The sequence below is a fragment of the Lysinibacillus sp. FSL M8-0216 genome, from assembly GCF_038595555.1.
Taxonomy (GTDB): Bacteria; Bacillota; Bacilli; order Bacillales_A; family Planococcaceae; genus Lysinibacillus; species Lysinibacillus fusiformis.
The window spans coordinates 3,288,676-3,303,144 of record NZ_CP152007.1 but is presented as its reverse complement, the minus strand read 5'-3'; the positions used below and the strand labels follow the sequence as shown (position 1 = coordinate 3,303,144).

The following is a 14,469-nucleotide window of genomic DNA, read 5'->3' as shown; positions in this document are numbered from 1 at the left end:
ATTTCATGAAAAAATTACATTCGAACGGACATTCACTTATACAAAATGAAAATACACTATCTTTCGTAAGTTTTTCTGAACAAGAGGATAAAACTTACTATTATCAATATAATGGTGAAAATCTAAAGGAAATATCAAAAAAAACGTATGTGGAAAGTAAATTTGGTGATAAATGGGATGATATATCAAGTCAATTGGAGGAGTCAAATTATTCATACATCGAAAGTATAGCGAATTGTTGGATAAATGAAGAAGGAAAAAGAAAATTAATTAGTCTTAGTGAATACTATATTAATGCATTTGGGGAAAATTGGGAGCATGAATATGGTATTAATATCATACCTCACAATATTTTTTCTGATGTTACTAATTTTATGACATGTGCTATAAGAAATGAAACTATTTGCCTTCTGTGGCCTCATAATATCATATTGCACTTCAATGAGGATGATAAGCTTGTTCAATATATTTTGTTGGAAACCTCTGACTATTATGATACATTGTATAAAATTTGTTCAGATGGACAAGCAGTCTGGGGCGTATCTCCCACTTTGAATTCTGTTGTAAAATATAAATTTCCGAGTTTTGAAATAGAAAAAATCTACCGTTATATGCCTGATGAAGAACTCCCACGAAAGTCAGAAGGTATAAGTAATGAAATCAATGTAATTTATTGTGAAAATGAGCTAACAGGTTTAAATTACCCAGAATATATTTCTTATATCGATGAGAAATTATATATTTGTGATATGGAAAATAAACGAATTGTAACGTTTAATCCAAACAGTGGAAAAATTGAACAATATATCGCTCTGAATTCTAAACCGTTTGAGTTTTTAAAATATAAAAATCAATTTGTTATTCAAACAGACACAGGAATATATTTAATGAATAAGAATGAAAAGAAGGATTTTTCCGACTAGAGATTTCTAAAAAAAGCCCAGGTACTCATTAATGAACTGAACCCCGAATAGTGGACACTTTAAAAAGTGACCCTATTCGGGGTTTTTTGTTCATTTCACAAAAAAATCTCGTTATACTAAATATACGAAATTAAGAACGGGAGAAATTAGCATGAGTAAAATCATTTTTAACGAACATCAGATACGACAAATAGAAGCGAATCGATTTGTAGCATCTGTATCAGATCGTTCTATTCAATATACAGCGGAATATAAAATCTTTGCGGTCAAAGAAAATCTAGCTGGTAAGGGACCTGTACAAATCTTTAAAGAAAACGGGTTTGATTTAGAAGTGATTGGTGTGGAAAAAGCAAGGTCATCGATTAAACGCTGGAGAGCATCTTTTAAAACTCATGGAGAACAAGCATTTTCAGAGGAAAGACGCGGAAAAGGAGGTACTGGTCGACCAAAAAAAGAACACATGTCAGCTGAAAAGAAATTAGAAAAAGCAGAGGCACGTATTCGTTTACTTGAAGCTGAATTAACACTGTTAAAAAAGCTAGACGAGATGGAAAGGCAGGCAAAGAAACGGCTATTTTAATACCAAGGGAAAAGTATCAAGCAATTAATGATACCGTTCGGCTGTATCAGTTGAAAAATATGACACGTTATTTATGTGATTTGGCAAATGTAAGCCCCAGTGGTTATTATAAATGGCTCCAAAATAGTGAGAAACAAGCGATGCGAGAAGAAGCAGATTTTCAGGACTACGTCCTACTAAAAACGATTTATGATGCGTCAAAAGGAAAAGTTGGTTATCGGGGTCTTTACATGGCACTAGAAGAACTACTTGAAATCCCGATGAATCATAAAAAAATTCTACGATTAATGCGTAAATTCAATCTATATTCGAAAGTAAGACGTGCAAACCCTTATCGAAATCTTGCCAAAGCTACAGAAATCCATCGTCAAGTACCTAATCATCTAAATCGTAATTTTCATCAAACAGAGCCAGGCAAAGTGTTTTTAACAGATATTACGTATTTACAATATCGTGGCGGACAAACAGCGTATCTATCGTGTATAAAGGATGTTGCAACACGAGAAATCGTTGCATATGAGGTATCGACAAATTTACGCATGGAGTTTGTTTATCGTACGCTAAAAAAATTAGAAGAGCATATCAATGACAATTTACATCCTGAAGCGATGATTCATTCAGATCAAGGTTTCCATTATACACACCCAGCATTTCAAAAATGCGTCAAAGAAATGGGATTACTTCAGTCAATGTCTCGCCGAGGAAACTGCCTAGAAAATTCGCCAATGGAGTCATTCTTTGGGCATTTTAAAGATGAAATAGAATATAAAGAAGCTGGAAGCTTATCAGAATTAAAATATATGATAGATGATTATATGGACACTACAACAATACAAGAAAGCAATGGACGTTAAAAAAATGACTCCGGCAGCATACCGAAGTCATTTAATCGCTGTTTAATGTAGCAAATGGTCTTTTATTAAACTGTCTACTTTATAGGGTTCAGTTCATAATGTGAGTACCTAGTCTTTTTTTATTTAATATTCTCTTACTTCAAATGAAGCAATTTTATCATGAACAATATATTCCGTTACTTTTTTATAAGGAGATATTGTTTTAGAAAATTTGAATGTGGATGGACCTTGTGCACTATCAAACCAAATTAAGTAGTTGTTTAAAACGGTATTTGTAACATCATATTCTTTTGTTATGCCGTTCACCAATGTGATACTTAGAATAGCATTTGAAGATTCATTACTTGTTTTTTTAACAATTACTGTACTAGTTGCCGCAATATCAGTGCCTTCAATTTTCGCAGTAATAATTGCTTCACCTTCATGAAGGGCCGTAACATTACCACCCTGATCTACGGTAGCAATTGATTCATCACTAGATGACCAGATTACTTTTGCTGTATCAGGTGAAACTGTTGCTATTAACTTATCTTGACTACCTTCCAAAAGTTCTAATGAAATTCTATCTAATGAAATAGATTCACTAGAGTCTATGTTAGTTAAATCTCCATCTATATCTATAGCATCTAGATCATATCGTATAGAATTGTCAGTCCCAACTTTTGACGTTTTATCATCCGCATAAATAGAAACGGAATGTTGCATATCAGTTAATCCAGTTTTTTCATATACTAATGCCATCTTAGTATCAACACCAGTTTGATTAAAACGTTCAATAACTCCATCTATTTCTATTACAATATTAGATGAGCGGTACACAGAACTTTTAAGTCCTATAAGTCTAATCTTCGTACCAGTAAAGTTAAATTTAATTCCATTTAATTCGTTATTAAATGGATGCTTTAAAGAAAAAGATGTATATCCCGAGTTATAATATAGATCGTTTTGAGTTTTGTATACATCACCTAGATACTTAATTTTAAGATTCGAATCATCATATCGCTTCCAACCGATTTCAGGTTTTAAAAGCCTACTCCCAACTACCGCACTGTTTTCAGGAGTATTATTTAAATTAGTAACACCCTCTTCATAATCAACTACCTCTGCTGCCGATGCACTTTCAACATTAAAGCTAACTAGTACTAGCAGCATTAACGCTAAATAAATCAAACTTTTCTTAAAAAAATTTACCACTTATGTATCCTCCTTTAAATTAACAAGACTATTATAAATAGCCTATAAAAACAACTTTAACCAATATGACACTTAAATACCATAATAAAAATCTTTTTATTTAAAAAAGCCACTCGTTTGAGTGACTTAAAATCATTATTTTACAATCTCACCTTTATATAATTTCCAGTTATAATTTACTTCTTTATCTCCACGCGCGCCAACCTCACCTTTTAATGTGATTGAATCGCCTTTTTTCAGTCCTGTTTTAACCGACGGATCAGTCATCTCTACGATAATTACATAAGGTACTAAATCAGCATTTTCATTCCCTAAAGTAATCCAATCAGCACCATTATATGCATCGGTTTTCCCCATAACAATAATGCTATCCTTGATTGTTTCTAAATCAGTAATTACTCCAGTCCATGTTACCATTGCACCTTCAACAGTTGAACGATAAACATCAGAACGTTCAGAAGCACTTAATCCATAAAATGCATCTGCGAATTTCATAAAATCATTTGATTTAAAAGCTTCAATTGTAGCATTTTGAGCTTCTGATGGACTAGTTTCGTTTACTTCTGTTTGAGCAGTAACAGGTTCCTCTTTGACTTCCTTTTCTTCAGTAGATGGTGTTTCTTCTTTTGGTTTTGCCTCTTCCTCACCACAAGCAGCAAGTAAAAATGCTGACAATACTCCAATGTAAAATAATTTCTTCATAATAAAAACCTCCCTTGATATTACCATTTTAGGAAATTACGCAAAGAAAGTATACAAAAAAACAGACAACCATAGTAGTTATCTGTTTAAAATCAAAAAATTACATTTGATACACTAACAAGTCACCAATTCTAACTTTTCCACCATTTGTAATACCTAATCCCACACTAAATATTGGACTTCCAGATACAAAGAAACCATGTGATTTATAACCAAGAATTCTATTATCACCTAATGCGAAAGATGAAGTACCACTTCCTACTACTTTTTGGTACTCATTGTTAATCGTAAGGGTATAATCGAGCATAAAAGTTGCATCTAACCCCCAACCATTACGTCCTGTATAAATTCCTTCTTCTGGATTTCCCCATTCACCCTCATTTGCATCTCCACTCATGTGAATAAAACTTTTATAGGAACTATTTAAACCATTAAGTCGAATAACCAATCGGTGGTCTTTTCCTTCTGCTGCTAGTTCGCCTGAGGCAATGATTTTTATCATCCCTGGCCTATCAATAGGGCAAATAATTTCATTTGTATTATCAAAAACTAATTGTTTTATTAACTCCATGTTAATTCCTCCTTACCATATTTAGTATTATTTTTTGCATATATTTGTTTATTTATTCGTAACAAATTTTGTTCAAAATATCATTTAATGTTTCATATATAACTGGCAAGGTGATAGAAGAATAGAGATATACAATAAACCAAACTTAAAAAAACTTCGGTTTAAGCTTGGAAGAAACTATCCACAAAGTCCCTGATAAAAAGACACGTTAAATAATAAAGGCTATGTATTAATTCAGATGTCTCCGTTATTTTTGGAGATACTTAGAACTATTGGTAAGGCTATTTAATTTTTACAGTAAATTAATGAAAAATATTGTATGTGAAATGTAACATAAATACCTTATTTTAGAAATGGAAGTGTATAATATTTTTATATTAATTCTAGTGAGGTGCAATATAAATTATGGATGATAACGATTATAGAAACAATTCAGAGGAAGTAATAAAAAACATTAGTGGAATAGCAGAAGAAATAATTCGAAATACGAATAGCGAAAAAGTTACAGAAAACGATACTATTTCAACTTCTGAGTACATGGCTAGTCTAAATGAAGCACTTAAGTCTGTTGATAAAGAAATTCAAGAGTGTAAATCTTTTGAAGAAAAATCTGATTTACACAAACAAAGAGAAGACATTTTAAATAGGATGAGAGAAGAAAAAGAGAACCAACGTAATTATCAAGCCAATAGAGAGGAAAATGAAAGAAAACATATTAAGTATATTTTTGGTTTTGTTGGTGCGATAGCATTAGGTGTTGGCAGTGTTGCTTTAAAAACTTTATTAGAAGATAAAAAATCATAAATTAACTCCACCCTTGATGGGTGGTTTTTTAATAGTTGTTAAAAATCATTTAATAAGGTATCAGACCACCAATTCCATTATTCTATCCATATATTAATACTAATTAATAAGATTAGAGGTGACAATAGATGGAAGAGAATGAGAAATGTTCTTGTTGTGGTAATCCATATAAACCCTATAAACCGTATAAGCCATACAAGCCTTATAAACCGTATAAATATTGTATACCCACAATACCTGAATACCTGAATACCTGAATATACTAGGATGACAATTTTATTACCAACACCACCAGGGGTAGAACCTTTACCACTTAGCATTTCTTTTGATATAGATACTCGTTTAGATTTTGAAAGAACTCAAAACACTATAATAATGTTAATTAGTTTTTGGGAGCAACACTATGAAGAAAAGGCTGTTTCTGGGACTTCGCAGTGGGCATTATGTGCAGAAAAGTATGCAGAGAAGGAAATTACACCAATATGGATAGATAAAGAAAAGGGTTATCTTATAGATAATGGAGAAAAAGCACTCAACTTTTTGATGGATACACTTACAGAGTTCTTTAGGGAAAATGGTACAGGTAAGATAAGGACAGCAAAAATATTTTACCTAGACCCGGCTTTAAATTCTACAATGTGCAGTAGCAATGGATATAGTGAATTTTGTGTACCGCTGGATGTTGCAATTAATCCTGAAGCGCTGGAAAATGTTTTAATAAGTAATCTAAATTTAACTGGATCTTTATTCCACGCATGGACGCATCGAATGGGATATAGACATCCTGTGAATGTGTATACAACCTATTTCAGCGCAGAAGCAGCCATGTGTCTTATGCGTGGTTTTCAAGACAAAGTGACAAGCGAACCTGATTCAGTCTATACTCAATACTTTGACTGTACAGTATGTCATTCTAAATATTTTCCGACTTTATGTTAGATATGAAAAAGACCACTCCGAAATGGGTGGTCTTAAATTTTCCCCCATCATATCCCCACCAGTCGTAGAAAATAAAGCTCGATAAATGAAAATATCCATGAATAAAATTAAATGAAAAAACTACCGACAAACCCTTACATATCATAGTATTGTCGGCTCTATAGAAGTATAAAAAGATACGCATGAATACAGCATTTCTATAGGAAGCATTCATGGCTGTACTGAAGATGGATGACACGAATTAATATTGATATAGCAGCGTTGGATAAAACAAGTGCTTTTATATCAGTAAGGGGGTTTACCACTATAAAATATTTAAGCAATTCTTATAGAGCTTGAGTGAATGAGTAAGAGATGTATGTAAAATCTTTGTCCACTTTCTTACTGAGGTGGACAGCAATCTGTTATGGTAGCTTGCTATGTCAATGTCTGTTGCTATTAGTAGGTTCCTTTGACTAATTAATAAAAATTAATTACTAATGTAAAAAAAGACCACTTCAAATGAGCGGTCTAAATAGATAAACGTTAAATAGTCTTAGATTATAATGAAGTGGACTTACCTTTTTTCTCATTCATAATAAGGTCTTCTTTATCTGGGTGAGGGAGTTCATCCTTACCCCTATTAGGTTCTTTAATTTTTCCTAGGTCTGCTCCACTAGAAAATGATTGTTTTGTTGGCTCATCTGTTGCAAATTCTGTATTTTTTTTATCTCTTTTCATTTTTGACACCTCCTACAGATATTATTTAACTGATCCGATTAAATATCCCTCGTTTATTTCAATTTAATCGATAAATATTTAAAATGACCTCCCTTTGGTGGTCATTTGATTACTTTTTTCTGAAAATACTTTCATTATGTGTTATAAAACAAATTACGAAAAAAAACGCACATAGCCAATAATTTTCTTGAAAATCCATATCAAACTTTTAATAATAAAATAGAAAAAAATAATATTAACTATAAAACCCATACCTAAAAAACTGAAACCCTTATTAGCATATATATGTAACCAATCAAATGGAAATCCGTAGATACCTATTAAATTTTCTAAATTATCATTATAATTTTCCCTTTTTCCAATAATAAAAGGCAAACAAATAACTAAAATAATACTTAAAAATATGATCCATAAATTCGCCTTTTTGTCATTATCCACTTTCATTCTCCTCATGATGTTATATCTGTATTTAAAAAAACTAAAAAACTGACTTTATTCGCAAATATGTTGTTGGTAATACTGCATTGGCATTAACAAAAGCTAGGGAACTCATTTTTAAGAATTTAACATAACATAAATTGGAAATGTGAATTATTCTGTTTCCCGTTAGAACGCTACTATTTATTTTAAAATAGAAAATTTTGTAAAAAACTAAGGCTATAAAGTATTTATTAACTCAGTTTATTATTCCAATGGGTAAATTTAGTTCATAGTTGATTTGTTGACAGCCTTGTTAAGCCGTCAGTAAATCCTATAAAGTGCTACTCAATCTGTACTTTCTATTGTTGTTTAACTTACAAAATTTGTAATTCGCTTTATTACAAACATAATTTCATGCGTCGAAGTATTTTTGCAAATGTATTATCGGATGAGTTTTGGAGGTTTAGATTTCTAAAATTTAATGAAACACCATTTATGAAAATTATCAGCTATTTGTAAAGGATGCTTCAAATATGAAAAGGCGGTTAGCATGGTCTAAATGGTTAAAGAATATACTAGATGTAATGTAAAGGGTAGAAAAGGGGATGGGGATTATTGGATTATTAAATATTATTATGAGCGCTTTTGGGATTACTATGATAACTTTATTTCTTTTTCTTTGGTCACTTGATGAAGACAAATGGAGTTTAATGGGTATTTCCTCTTACATAATTCCTGCCATATTAATTTATTTTGTTGTTTTTGTGTATGTGTAGAAATTAGATAATTCTAGCAGTGAACTTCATGTATAGTAAATGAATATGAATACTTTTTATCAGGAGGTCACAGAAGGTCGAAAAATCTATGGACAAGTATACTTATACAAAGATAAAATATTCATTTTCTTTATGTAGAAAATTCAAAAGTAGTAATCCTAGCGCTAGAGTGATTGCTTCAAAATTTATTACTAGTATGGAAGTGAAGATGAATGGCATTCATAAAAGATAGATCATTTAGTGCCTCGAAAACAAGTATGGAGTTTAAGATAGTGGAAACGGGTTCTGTTTCTAGTACAATTAATATTAGTTTTAATTGTGGTAATAATCATTTGGGTTATACATTTTTCGTTTTACGAAGTGACCTGATGATGTTACATACGTTAATTCTAAGAAATTGGGATGAATTTTTAGAAGCAGGAGTATGGGATTCAACGGATCCTTCCTTTTCGTTGTCTATCTCGGCAAACAAAAGTGAGTTGATTGAAGAACAAATTTACCAATTCCAATGTTGGATAGATGCTGGTGAATATATGTCAAGTCGATCTACTCGTTCTGGGATTGGAATTACCATTTATCAAGATCGAAAAACGATTGAAGATTTTGCATTACAGATAAAGCATGAACTAAATTAGGTTATTATATGTGATTGATTTAACGCATGTGCCTGCAGATGGGCAGATCATGGAATTTCCTAGATATGCAGAAGATTTACTTAAAAATTCGCTGGAACAGTTCCAGCATACGCAAAACCTGAATACAACCCCTAAGCTCCATTTGCTTCTGCGTGAATTACTCGATACCATTTTTGAAAGAAAGAGTATTGATAACAGTTTTGTGACGAACGATCAAGCAATTCAACAGGCTGTTCCATATATCAAACAACATTTTGCAGCACCGCTAACGCGTTCTTTTATGGCTGATATGACTGGTTTTAACGAAAGCTATTTCTCATCGCTGTTTAAGAAGGAAACAGGGTGGAGCTTTGCTGAGTATGTGAATCAAATTCGGGTAGACCAAGCAAAGCTTCTACTACTAGGAGCAAATGACAAATTGCAGGATATTGCGTTGAAAACAGGATTCGCTGACGGTTCATATTTGGGGAAAACCTTTACTAAATATGTTCATCTTTCACCTAGTAGTTTTCGTAAGAGGAGGCATTCTCATCGTATAGTTAGTATACAATTTCATGGGGCATTGGTAGCATTGGGCATTCAACCCCTTGCTACTACACGGAAGTTGCTTCAATCTTCTAAGCTATTGCATAAACGATTACCGACCATTGTGGAAATAGAGTCCTTTGATCTACTCGAAGAGATACGCCAGCTCGAACCAGAGTTAATTGTGGCACCAACTTATTTTTATAACTATCCTGATATAATGAAAACACTCGAACAAATTGCCCCTGTTTTAACAATTCCTTGGGGGCAGTTGGACAAGCTGGAAGAGGTAAGACTGCTTGGAACACTACAAGGGCGTACACAACAGGCTGAAGAGTGGATTAATAATATATTCTTTTTATTCCAACATGCCGAGGAAACTGGTGATGGTGCTGTAGAATGTGCCGTCTTAATAGAAGAAAAGAAAATTGATGAGATTTTTGGCTGGCATAATATGAGTGGCATTAAGGAAAATACGGTTTATGTTATCAATGGAACAGCTCAGTATGCATCAAAAGGAATGTCTATCTATATGGAGGGGGTACCTTCTCATGCAAATGAACCCGAGAATGGCATAAACCCTGCTTTTGCCATAGCAAAAATTATTGATAGCATTCCAAGCTTTATTGATTCAACAGCGAATAAAGGTAATGTATTATGTACCGTCGTTCAAGTTGATATCGGAGAGAAAGCATTTGGTGTCAACGCAAGTAAGGGTACATTACGATTGACTATCCGAGCTCTATATGAGGAAGAAATGGGTAAACTTCAGCATAAATTGGAAAATGTAGCACAAGCAGAAGCAGAAAAATATGGGCTGAAAATTCGTTTTGAATATCAGGATGAATTCCCTGAAACGGCTAACCACGAAGAGAGCTCCGATAAAATACGTCAGGTTTGTGCAGATAAAAATATACCAATGCTCGAGTTAAAGGAGGCTTTCCGTGCTTCAGAGGATTTTGGTCATTATACAAAACTGACAAAAGGCTCTTACTGCTATATAGGGAATGGAGAGGATTATCCAAACATCCATACCTTTGAATATGATTTTAAAGATGACCTGATCGTAACAGGAGTTGAATTGTTTAAAGGGCTTGCTGAGCTATAGACATAGATGAATAAGAAAACAAAAAGGAATCACCGTAAAGCGGGTGATTCCTTTTGGTGTCGCCTGCAATTTATTGAAACAATAAAAAGAATTTAGCCAATAAAAAGATAGGGACCCCTACAATTATTACGCCTGCCAAGAAATAACAAAATAGCATAAATACATCGAAAATCGCACCGGCTAAATCATCAATGAATTTTAACATTTCATTTCCCTCCAAACATAATAAGTATAGGCACTTACAAATTGCGAAAAGAGAAAAGCCTCAACGTCACTGTTGAAGCTATTAATTCTTACATATTTTTTACTATTTCACTATTAAAAACTAAATCTGTATAAACAATACTAACATTCATCGGAAAGTATAACAAATATTTAGGACTGCTCACATAGATGGATCACTCAACATCAAAGATTTAATCTCGGCTTGCCTCATCAAAATCATATTGTAAAGTCTTTTTTAAATAGTAATGTTTAAAATCTCTTCCTACTTGATCGAGGGTCCCATAAATTTCATAATCATGATTTTCATAAAAAGTTAACGCTTGAAAGCTTAAGGTGTCAACCTTAATAAAATCGCACTTATTCTCTAAAGCAATTTCCTCAATAGCTGCTAACAATTTTGAACCATATCCTTGACCACGAAATTTTTCATCGACCATTAATGTGTGTATTTCTAACCAGTTCCAGCAAACCTCCCCTAATATGCCACCGAAAATTTGACTGTCTTGATCCGTTAGAAATAAATTAATTTCCTTATAGCGCCCTTGTAGGTCTTTTGGAAAGTGTTCTACATTATATTCATAAAGCATGTGATTAACATAAGATTTATTTTTTGCATCTAATTGTTGTGTGATTTGTAAGGACATCTTTTACTCCTTTAGTTGAAATGGAAAATCGCGTTTCCAAATCATATGATGATTATTTGTTCCCCAAAAATGTTCAAGAACATAGTTTGGCTGTCCGAATTTTCTCTGCCAAACTAGTTGTGCTTGTTTATAGCCACTGTCTAAACAAAAGCTAGGGATGTTTTTCATTTCTAACGTTGTTAGCATTTTCTTCACAAATCTCGTTCCAATCCCACAACCTTGGTAGTTTGGATGAACATAAACGGTCCCGATTTCTGGACAATTTGACAGGTCTTCCATAATCGTTTTTTGAATGAATTCATTTGACTCACCATACTCGATGGTGCCTATGATTTCTTCTGTTTCGCCATCCTCAGCCAGCCAGAAAAATCTTTTTTGGCCCTGACTTTCAAAGTCAGCAGCTAAGTATTGTTTTTTCGTTGTCCATTCATGTTGTTGATCGTCCACCAGTTCGGCAAGACCTTCTTTAGCGAAAGTATCCTGAATGACATGTAAAAAGAATTGATGTAGTACAGGAGTATCTGCTGGCTCAGGGCGTCTGATGATTATATTTCTCAAAAGAGATTTCTCCTTTTACTGTTTTTAATAGATCTGATGTATGTTTTTAGTATGGTGACGGCTTGGATAAAAGTCATAAGATTACAGACGGATATACGAAATAATTATGGCTGTGCACTTTAAAATTATAACATGTTCTCCTTCATTGGGTAATGATGGGGTATGATAAAATGCAAAGCAGTAAGGAGGGAACTACCTATGAATGAAGTATTTAAGGACATAGATGAAGTAATAGAGAACATGCGTAGTTTTATTTCAGAGATTCAACAACAAGATCCTTCATTTTATGCCATATACCCAATGATTTTTCACCAGCCACTAGAAGAAGATGGTAGTCAATTAATGGATAGCCATTGGCAATTACCGGATGAATATATCTACTTTTTGAAACATTATGTCGTGGAAGGAATTACATGGAATACAGGTGACTATATAAACCTACAAATATACGGGGCTACGGATTTAGTGCGAGGACAGGATGGTTACAATTATAATCCAGTCACAGAAGAAATCATTTCTGATTGGCCACAACATTATGTAGTCATCGCTACGGATGAGGGAGATCCATATTGTATAGATGTATCGAGAGGGGATACGGCCATTTTCACTGCCTATCATGGCACAGGTAGTTGGGATTTTGAAATGGCTTATGATCATCTCGTAGCGTTTCTTCAGAGTGTTCTTGTACCACCTAATTTAGAGGAGGAGCAGTTGGAAGATCATTCTTACAATTACTATGAGATGTATATTACCGGCAATGGAAAGGATAAGCTTAAAACTTTATTACTGCTTAAAAAGAGACTGTCCTGTGATTATTCAACAGCTAAAAAATCTTTAGAGCAGTTGCCGTTATTAATTTATAGAGGTATCGAAGCGGGTGCAGTTCAATTAGAAAAAGAACTACAACAGATTGGCGCAGATTATCAAAAAAAGAAAATAAGCTTATCAGAATTTTTAACATGAGAGATTTGGCAAATTTCATTACATGAAATAAAAACACGACGGTTTGATTTAATGAAACATGAAAATACCATCAAATCAGCCAACAGATGAGAAATGATTGGCAAAGGGATGTAGAATTTTTGATTAGTTCTCAGACAACTAGCAAAGGAAATCGAGAGCATCTGTAAGTTATCTAAATAAACTTCATTCTTTTGCACGAAGTAAAATGCCCTGTATGACCAGTATAGTAGAGTTAACTACAAGCAAGGGGTGGATTTGAATGAAAATTACGAGGGTTAAACTAGTTGTTCATGATGTACAAAAAATGCAGCAATTTTATTGTGAGCAAATGGGATTTGCATTGGTCAAAGGTACAGAGGATTATTTTACAATAGCTGTTGGGGATAGTGAGATGACTTTTGAGAAGATCTCTTCTCAAATCCAAAAACAGTATCATTTTGCTTTAAACATTCCAAGTAATTTATTTCAACAAGCAAAGGATTGGGCGAATTTACGAGTCGGCCTACTTTTTTCGGAAGGTCAGGATGAAGTTTATTTTCAATTTTTAAAGGCCTATTCATGTTATTTTTATGATCCAGAGGGCAATATAGTGGAGTTTATTTCTAGACAGGAAGTGAATCCAAAGCTCAATACAACGACTTTTTCAATCGATCAAGTGTTACATATTGGTGAAATTAATTTAACAACAGATGATATTTTAGCAGTAGCAGGAGAGTTAAATGAATATGGTATAAAGCCTCTTAATAACAAAAATATTCAACAAGATTCCCTGAATTTTCTAGGCAACTATGAAGATGGAGCCAATATTTTAGTAGGACCTAGTGCTCGTCTGTGGTATTTTTCAGATAAGATTGCGCAGGTCAGTCCAATATGTATAGAAATAAATGGCACTCTCCAATTAATAATGAACGAAAAGGGGCATCTAACTGTCGTACAATGACAGTACCTTAAAATGTAATAGGTGAGTCTCTTATCCAACGAAAAAAGCGTATCAAGCATGACACCAAACAATTGGCTGGAATGCAAAGGGGCTTTATTTGTATGAACGACTAAACAAGGCAATAGTAATAGTTGACTTAGTATAGGCATCTATCGAACCTTTATCTGTGATGTGATGGTGCACACAGATTTTCAGCGAAAAGGAATTGGTACAATAGGGATGGAGACCTTGTTAAAGCATTGTCAGCAGGAAAATATAAAGTGGGTTCAATTATTTTGTGCTAAAGGGAAGCAATCATTTTATCAGAAGCTTTGGTTTAAGAAACGTGACGCAAAAATGCCCCTGGAATGATGCTGTTCAATCGTTAATCCATAAAGGAGCTAGAAAG

At 33.4% G+C, this 14,469-nt stretch carries 18 protein-coding genes; 10 read left to right on the top strand and 8 right to left on the bottom strand.

Annotated elements, in window-relative coordinates:
* Positions 1 to 5 precede the first annotated feature (5 nt).
* From MKX57_RS16210 to MKX57_RS16200, 3 genes are all read left to right on the top strand, one after another.
* Entirely contained in the window at positions 6 to 923 is a 918-nt protein-coding gene (locus MKX57_RS16210; protein WP_342530100.1) for a hypothetical protein, read from the top strand.
* 151 nt (positions 924 to 1,074) lie between these two features.
* Complete coding sequence (locus tag MKX57_RS16205; protein WP_342550412.1) at positions 1,075 to 1,503, top strand: HTH domain-containing protein; 429 nt, start codon at positions 1,075 to 1,077, stop codon at positions 1,501 to 1,503.
* Positions 1,443 to 2,357, top strand: a complete 915-nt coding sequence (locus MKX57_RS16200; RefSeq protein WP_342551131.1) for an IS3 family transposase — start codon at positions 1,443 to 1,445, stop codon at positions 2,355 to 2,357. The genes MKX57_RS16205 and MKX57_RS16200 overlap by 61 nt, the downstream gene beginning before the upstream one ends.
* A 123-nt stretch (positions 2,358 to 2,480) precedes the next feature.
* Here the strand turns inward: MKX57_RS16200 and MKX57_RS16195 are convergent, their stop codons facing one another.
* From MKX57_RS16195 to MKX57_RS16185, 3 genes are all read right to left on the bottom strand, one after another.
* A complete protein-coding gene (locus MKX57_RS16195) occupies positions 2,481 to 3,551 on the bottom strand; it encodes an Ig-like domain-containing protein (RefSeq protein ID WP_342530099.1) in 1,071 nt (356 codons plus the stop codon).
* 135 nt (positions 3,552 to 3,686) lie between these two features.
* A complete protein-coding gene (locus MKX57_RS16190; protein ID WP_342530097.1) occupies positions 3,687 to 4,253 on the bottom strand; it encodes a hypothetical protein in 567 nt (188 codons plus the stop codon).
* 100 nt (positions 4,254 to 4,353) lie between these two features.
* Positions 4,354 to 4,824 (bottom strand): hypothetical protein, encoded by a 471-nt coding sequence (locus MKX57_RS16185; RefSeq protein ID WP_342530095.1) that lies wholly within the window; start codon positions 4,822 to 4,824, stop codon positions 4,354 to 4,356.
* A 405-nt stretch (positions 4,825 to 5,229) separates the two neighbouring features.
* Here MKX57_RS16185 and MKX57_RS16180 point away from each other — a divergent pair, with 405 nt between their 5' ends.
* Positions 5,230 to 5,628 (top strand): hypothetical protein, encoded by a 399-nt coding sequence (locus MKX57_RS16180; protein WP_342530093.1) that lies wholly within the window; start codon positions 5,230 to 5,232, stop codon positions 5,626 to 5,628.
* 267 nt (positions 5,629 to 5,895) lie between these two features.
* Positions 5,896 to 6,567, top strand: coding sequence for a hypothetical protein (locus tag MKX57_RS16175; RefSeq protein WP_342530091.1), 672 nt, complete (start codon positions 5,896 to 5,898; stop codon positions 6,565 to 6,567).
* Between the two features lie 540 nt (positions 6,568 to 7,107).
* On the opposite strand, the gene MKX57_RS16170 is transcribed toward MKX57_RS16175, so the two are convergent.
* Both MKX57_RS16170 and MKX57_RS16165 read right to left on the bottom strand, forming a co-directional pair.
* Entirely contained in the window at positions 7,108 to 7,287 is a 180-nt protein-coding gene (locus tag MKX57_RS16170; protein ID WP_008179517.1) for a hypothetical protein, read from the bottom strand.
* A gap of 153 nt (positions 7,288 to 7,440) precedes the next feature.
* Positions 7,441 to 7,725, bottom strand: coding sequence for a hypothetical protein (locus MKX57_RS16165; RefSeq protein WP_090002557.1), 285 nt, complete (start codon positions 7,723 to 7,725; stop codon positions 7,441 to 7,443).
* A gap of 970 nt (positions 7,726 to 8,695) precedes the next feature.
* Here MKX57_RS16165 and MKX57_RS16160 point away from each other — a divergent pair.
* Together MKX57_RS16160 and MKX57_RS16155 are read left to right on the top strand one after the other, a co-directional pair.
* Positions 8,696 to 9,118 carry a hypothetical protein gene (locus tag MKX57_RS16160; RefSeq protein ID WP_008179514.1) on the top strand — a complete coding sequence of 141 codons (423 nt, stop codon included), beginning with the start codon at positions 8,696 to 8,698 and terminating at the stop codon, positions 9,116 to 9,118.
* Between the two features lie 49 nt (positions 9,119 to 9,167).
* On the top strand, positions 9,168 to 10,751 hold the full coding sequence (locus MKX57_RS16155; RefSeq protein ID WP_090256461.1) for a M20/M25/M40 family metallo-hydrolase: 1,584 nt from the start codon (positions 9,168 to 9,170) through the stop codon (positions 10,749 to 10,751).
* A 70-nt stretch (positions 10,752 to 10,821) separates the two neighbouring features.
* Here the strand turns inward: MKX57_RS16155 and MKX57_RS16150 are convergent, their stop codons facing one another.
* The 3 genes from MKX57_RS16150 to MKX57_RS16140 all read right to left on the bottom strand — a co-directional run bounded on the left by MKX57_RS16150 (position 10,822) and on the right by MKX57_RS16140 (position 12,178).
* Complete coding sequence (locus MKX57_RS16150) at positions 10,822 to 10,956, bottom strand: hypothetical protein (protein WP_255250367.1); 135 nt, start codon at positions 10,954 to 10,956, stop codon at positions 10,822 to 10,824.
* Positions 10,957 to 11,167: 211 nt separating this feature from the next.
* Positions 11,168 to 11,620 carry a GNAT family N-acetyltransferase gene (locus MKX57_RS16145; RefSeq protein WP_090002555.1) on the bottom strand — a complete coding sequence of 151 codons (453 nt, stop codon included), beginning with the start codon at positions 11,618 to 11,620 and terminating at the stop codon, positions 11,168 to 11,170.
* 3 nt (positions 11,621 to 11,623) lie between these two features.
* On the bottom strand, positions 11,624 to 12,178 hold the full coding sequence (locus tag MKX57_RS16140) for a GNAT family N-acetyltransferase (protein ID WP_342550411.1): 555 nt from the start codon (positions 12,176 to 12,178) through the stop codon (positions 11,624 to 11,626).
* Positions 12,179 to 12,376: 198 nt separating this feature from the next.
* On the opposite strand from MKX57_RS16140, the gene MKX57_RS16135 reads away from it, so the two are divergent.
* From MKX57_RS16135 to MKX57_RS16125, 3 genes are all read left to right on the top strand, one after another.
* A complete protein-coding gene (locus tag MKX57_RS16135; RefSeq protein WP_008179507.1) occupies positions 12,377 to 13,141 on the top strand; it encodes an SMI1/KNR4 family protein in 765 nt (254 codons plus the stop codon).
* 259 nt (positions 13,142 to 13,400) lie between these two features.
* The gene (locus tag MKX57_RS16130; RefSeq protein ID WP_107922087.1) at positions 13,401 to 14,081 is read left to right on the top strand and encodes a VOC family protein; all 681 of its coding nucleotides are present in this window, start codon (positions 13,401 to 13,403) and stop codon (positions 14,079 to 14,081) included.
* Between the two features lie 174 nt (positions 14,082 to 14,255).
* Positions 14,256 to 14,432: a GNAT family N-acetyltransferase gene (locus tag MKX57_RS16125; RefSeq protein ID WP_342551130.1), complete on the top strand. Its 177-nt coding sequence runs from the start codon at positions 14,256 to 14,258 to the stop codon at positions 14,430 to 14,432.
* The last annotated feature ends 37 nt before the right edge of the window (positions 14,433 to 14,469 follow it).

What these genes read in the sequence shown, in the direction of transcription:
- MKX57_RS16210 (WP_342530100.1), top strand. Translation starts at nt 6, where the DNA reads ATGAAAAAATTACATTCGAACGGACATTCACTTATACAAAATGAAAAT.
- MKX57_RS16125 (WP_342551130.1), top strand. Translation starts at nt 14,256, where the DNA reads ATGGTGCACACAGATTTTCAGCGAAAAGGAATTGGTACAATAGGGATG.
- MKX57_RS16150 (WP_255250367.1), bottom strand. Translation starts at nt 10,956, where the DNA reads ATGTTAAAATTCATTGATGATTTAGCCGGTGCGATTTTCGATGTATTT.
- MKX57_RS16170 (WP_008179517.1), bottom strand. Translation starts at nt 7,287, where the DNA reads ATGAAAAGAGATAAAAAAAATACAGAATTTGCAACAGATGAGCCAACA.
- MKX57_RS16130 (WP_107922087.1), top strand. Translation starts at nt 13,401, where the DNA reads ATGAAAATTACGAGGGTTAAACTAGTTGTTCATGATGTACAAAAAATG.
- MKX57_RS16155 (WP_090256461.1), top strand. Translation starts at nt 9,168, where the DNA reads ATGGAATTTCCTAGATATGCAGAAGATTTACTTAAAAATTCGCTGGAA.
- MKX57_RS16185 (WP_342530095.1), bottom strand. Translation starts at nt 4,824, where the DNA reads ATGGAGTTAATAAAACAATTAGTTTTTGATAATACAAATGAAATTATT.
- MKX57_RS16145 (WP_090002555.1), bottom strand. Translation starts at nt 11,620, where the DNA reads ATGTCCTTACAAATCACACAACAATTAGATGCAAAAAATAAATCTTAT.
- MKX57_RS16160 (WP_008179514.1), top strand. Translation starts at nt 8,696, where the DNA reads ATGGCATTCATAAAAGATAGATCATTTAGTGCCTCGAAAACAAGTATG.
- MKX57_RS16135 (WP_008179507.1), top strand. Translation starts at nt 12,377, where the DNA reads ATGAATGAAGTATTTAAGGACATAGATGAAGTAATAGAGAACATGCGT.
- MKX57_RS16205 (WP_342550412.1), top strand. Translation starts at nt 1,075, where the DNA reads ATGAGTAAAATCATTTTTAACGAACATCAGATACGACAAATAGAAGCG.
- MKX57_RS16175 (WP_342530091.1), top strand. Translation starts at nt 5,896, where the DNA reads ATGACAATTTTATTACCAACACCACCAGGGGTAGAACCTTTACCACTT.
- MKX57_RS16190 (WP_342530097.1), bottom strand. Translation starts at nt 4,253, where the DNA reads ATGAAGAAATTATTTTACATTGGAGTATTGTCAGCATTTTTACTTGCT.
- MKX57_RS16180 (WP_342530093.1), top strand. Translation starts at nt 5,230, where the DNA reads ATGGATGATAACGATTATAGAAACAATTCAGAGGAAGTAATAAAAAAC.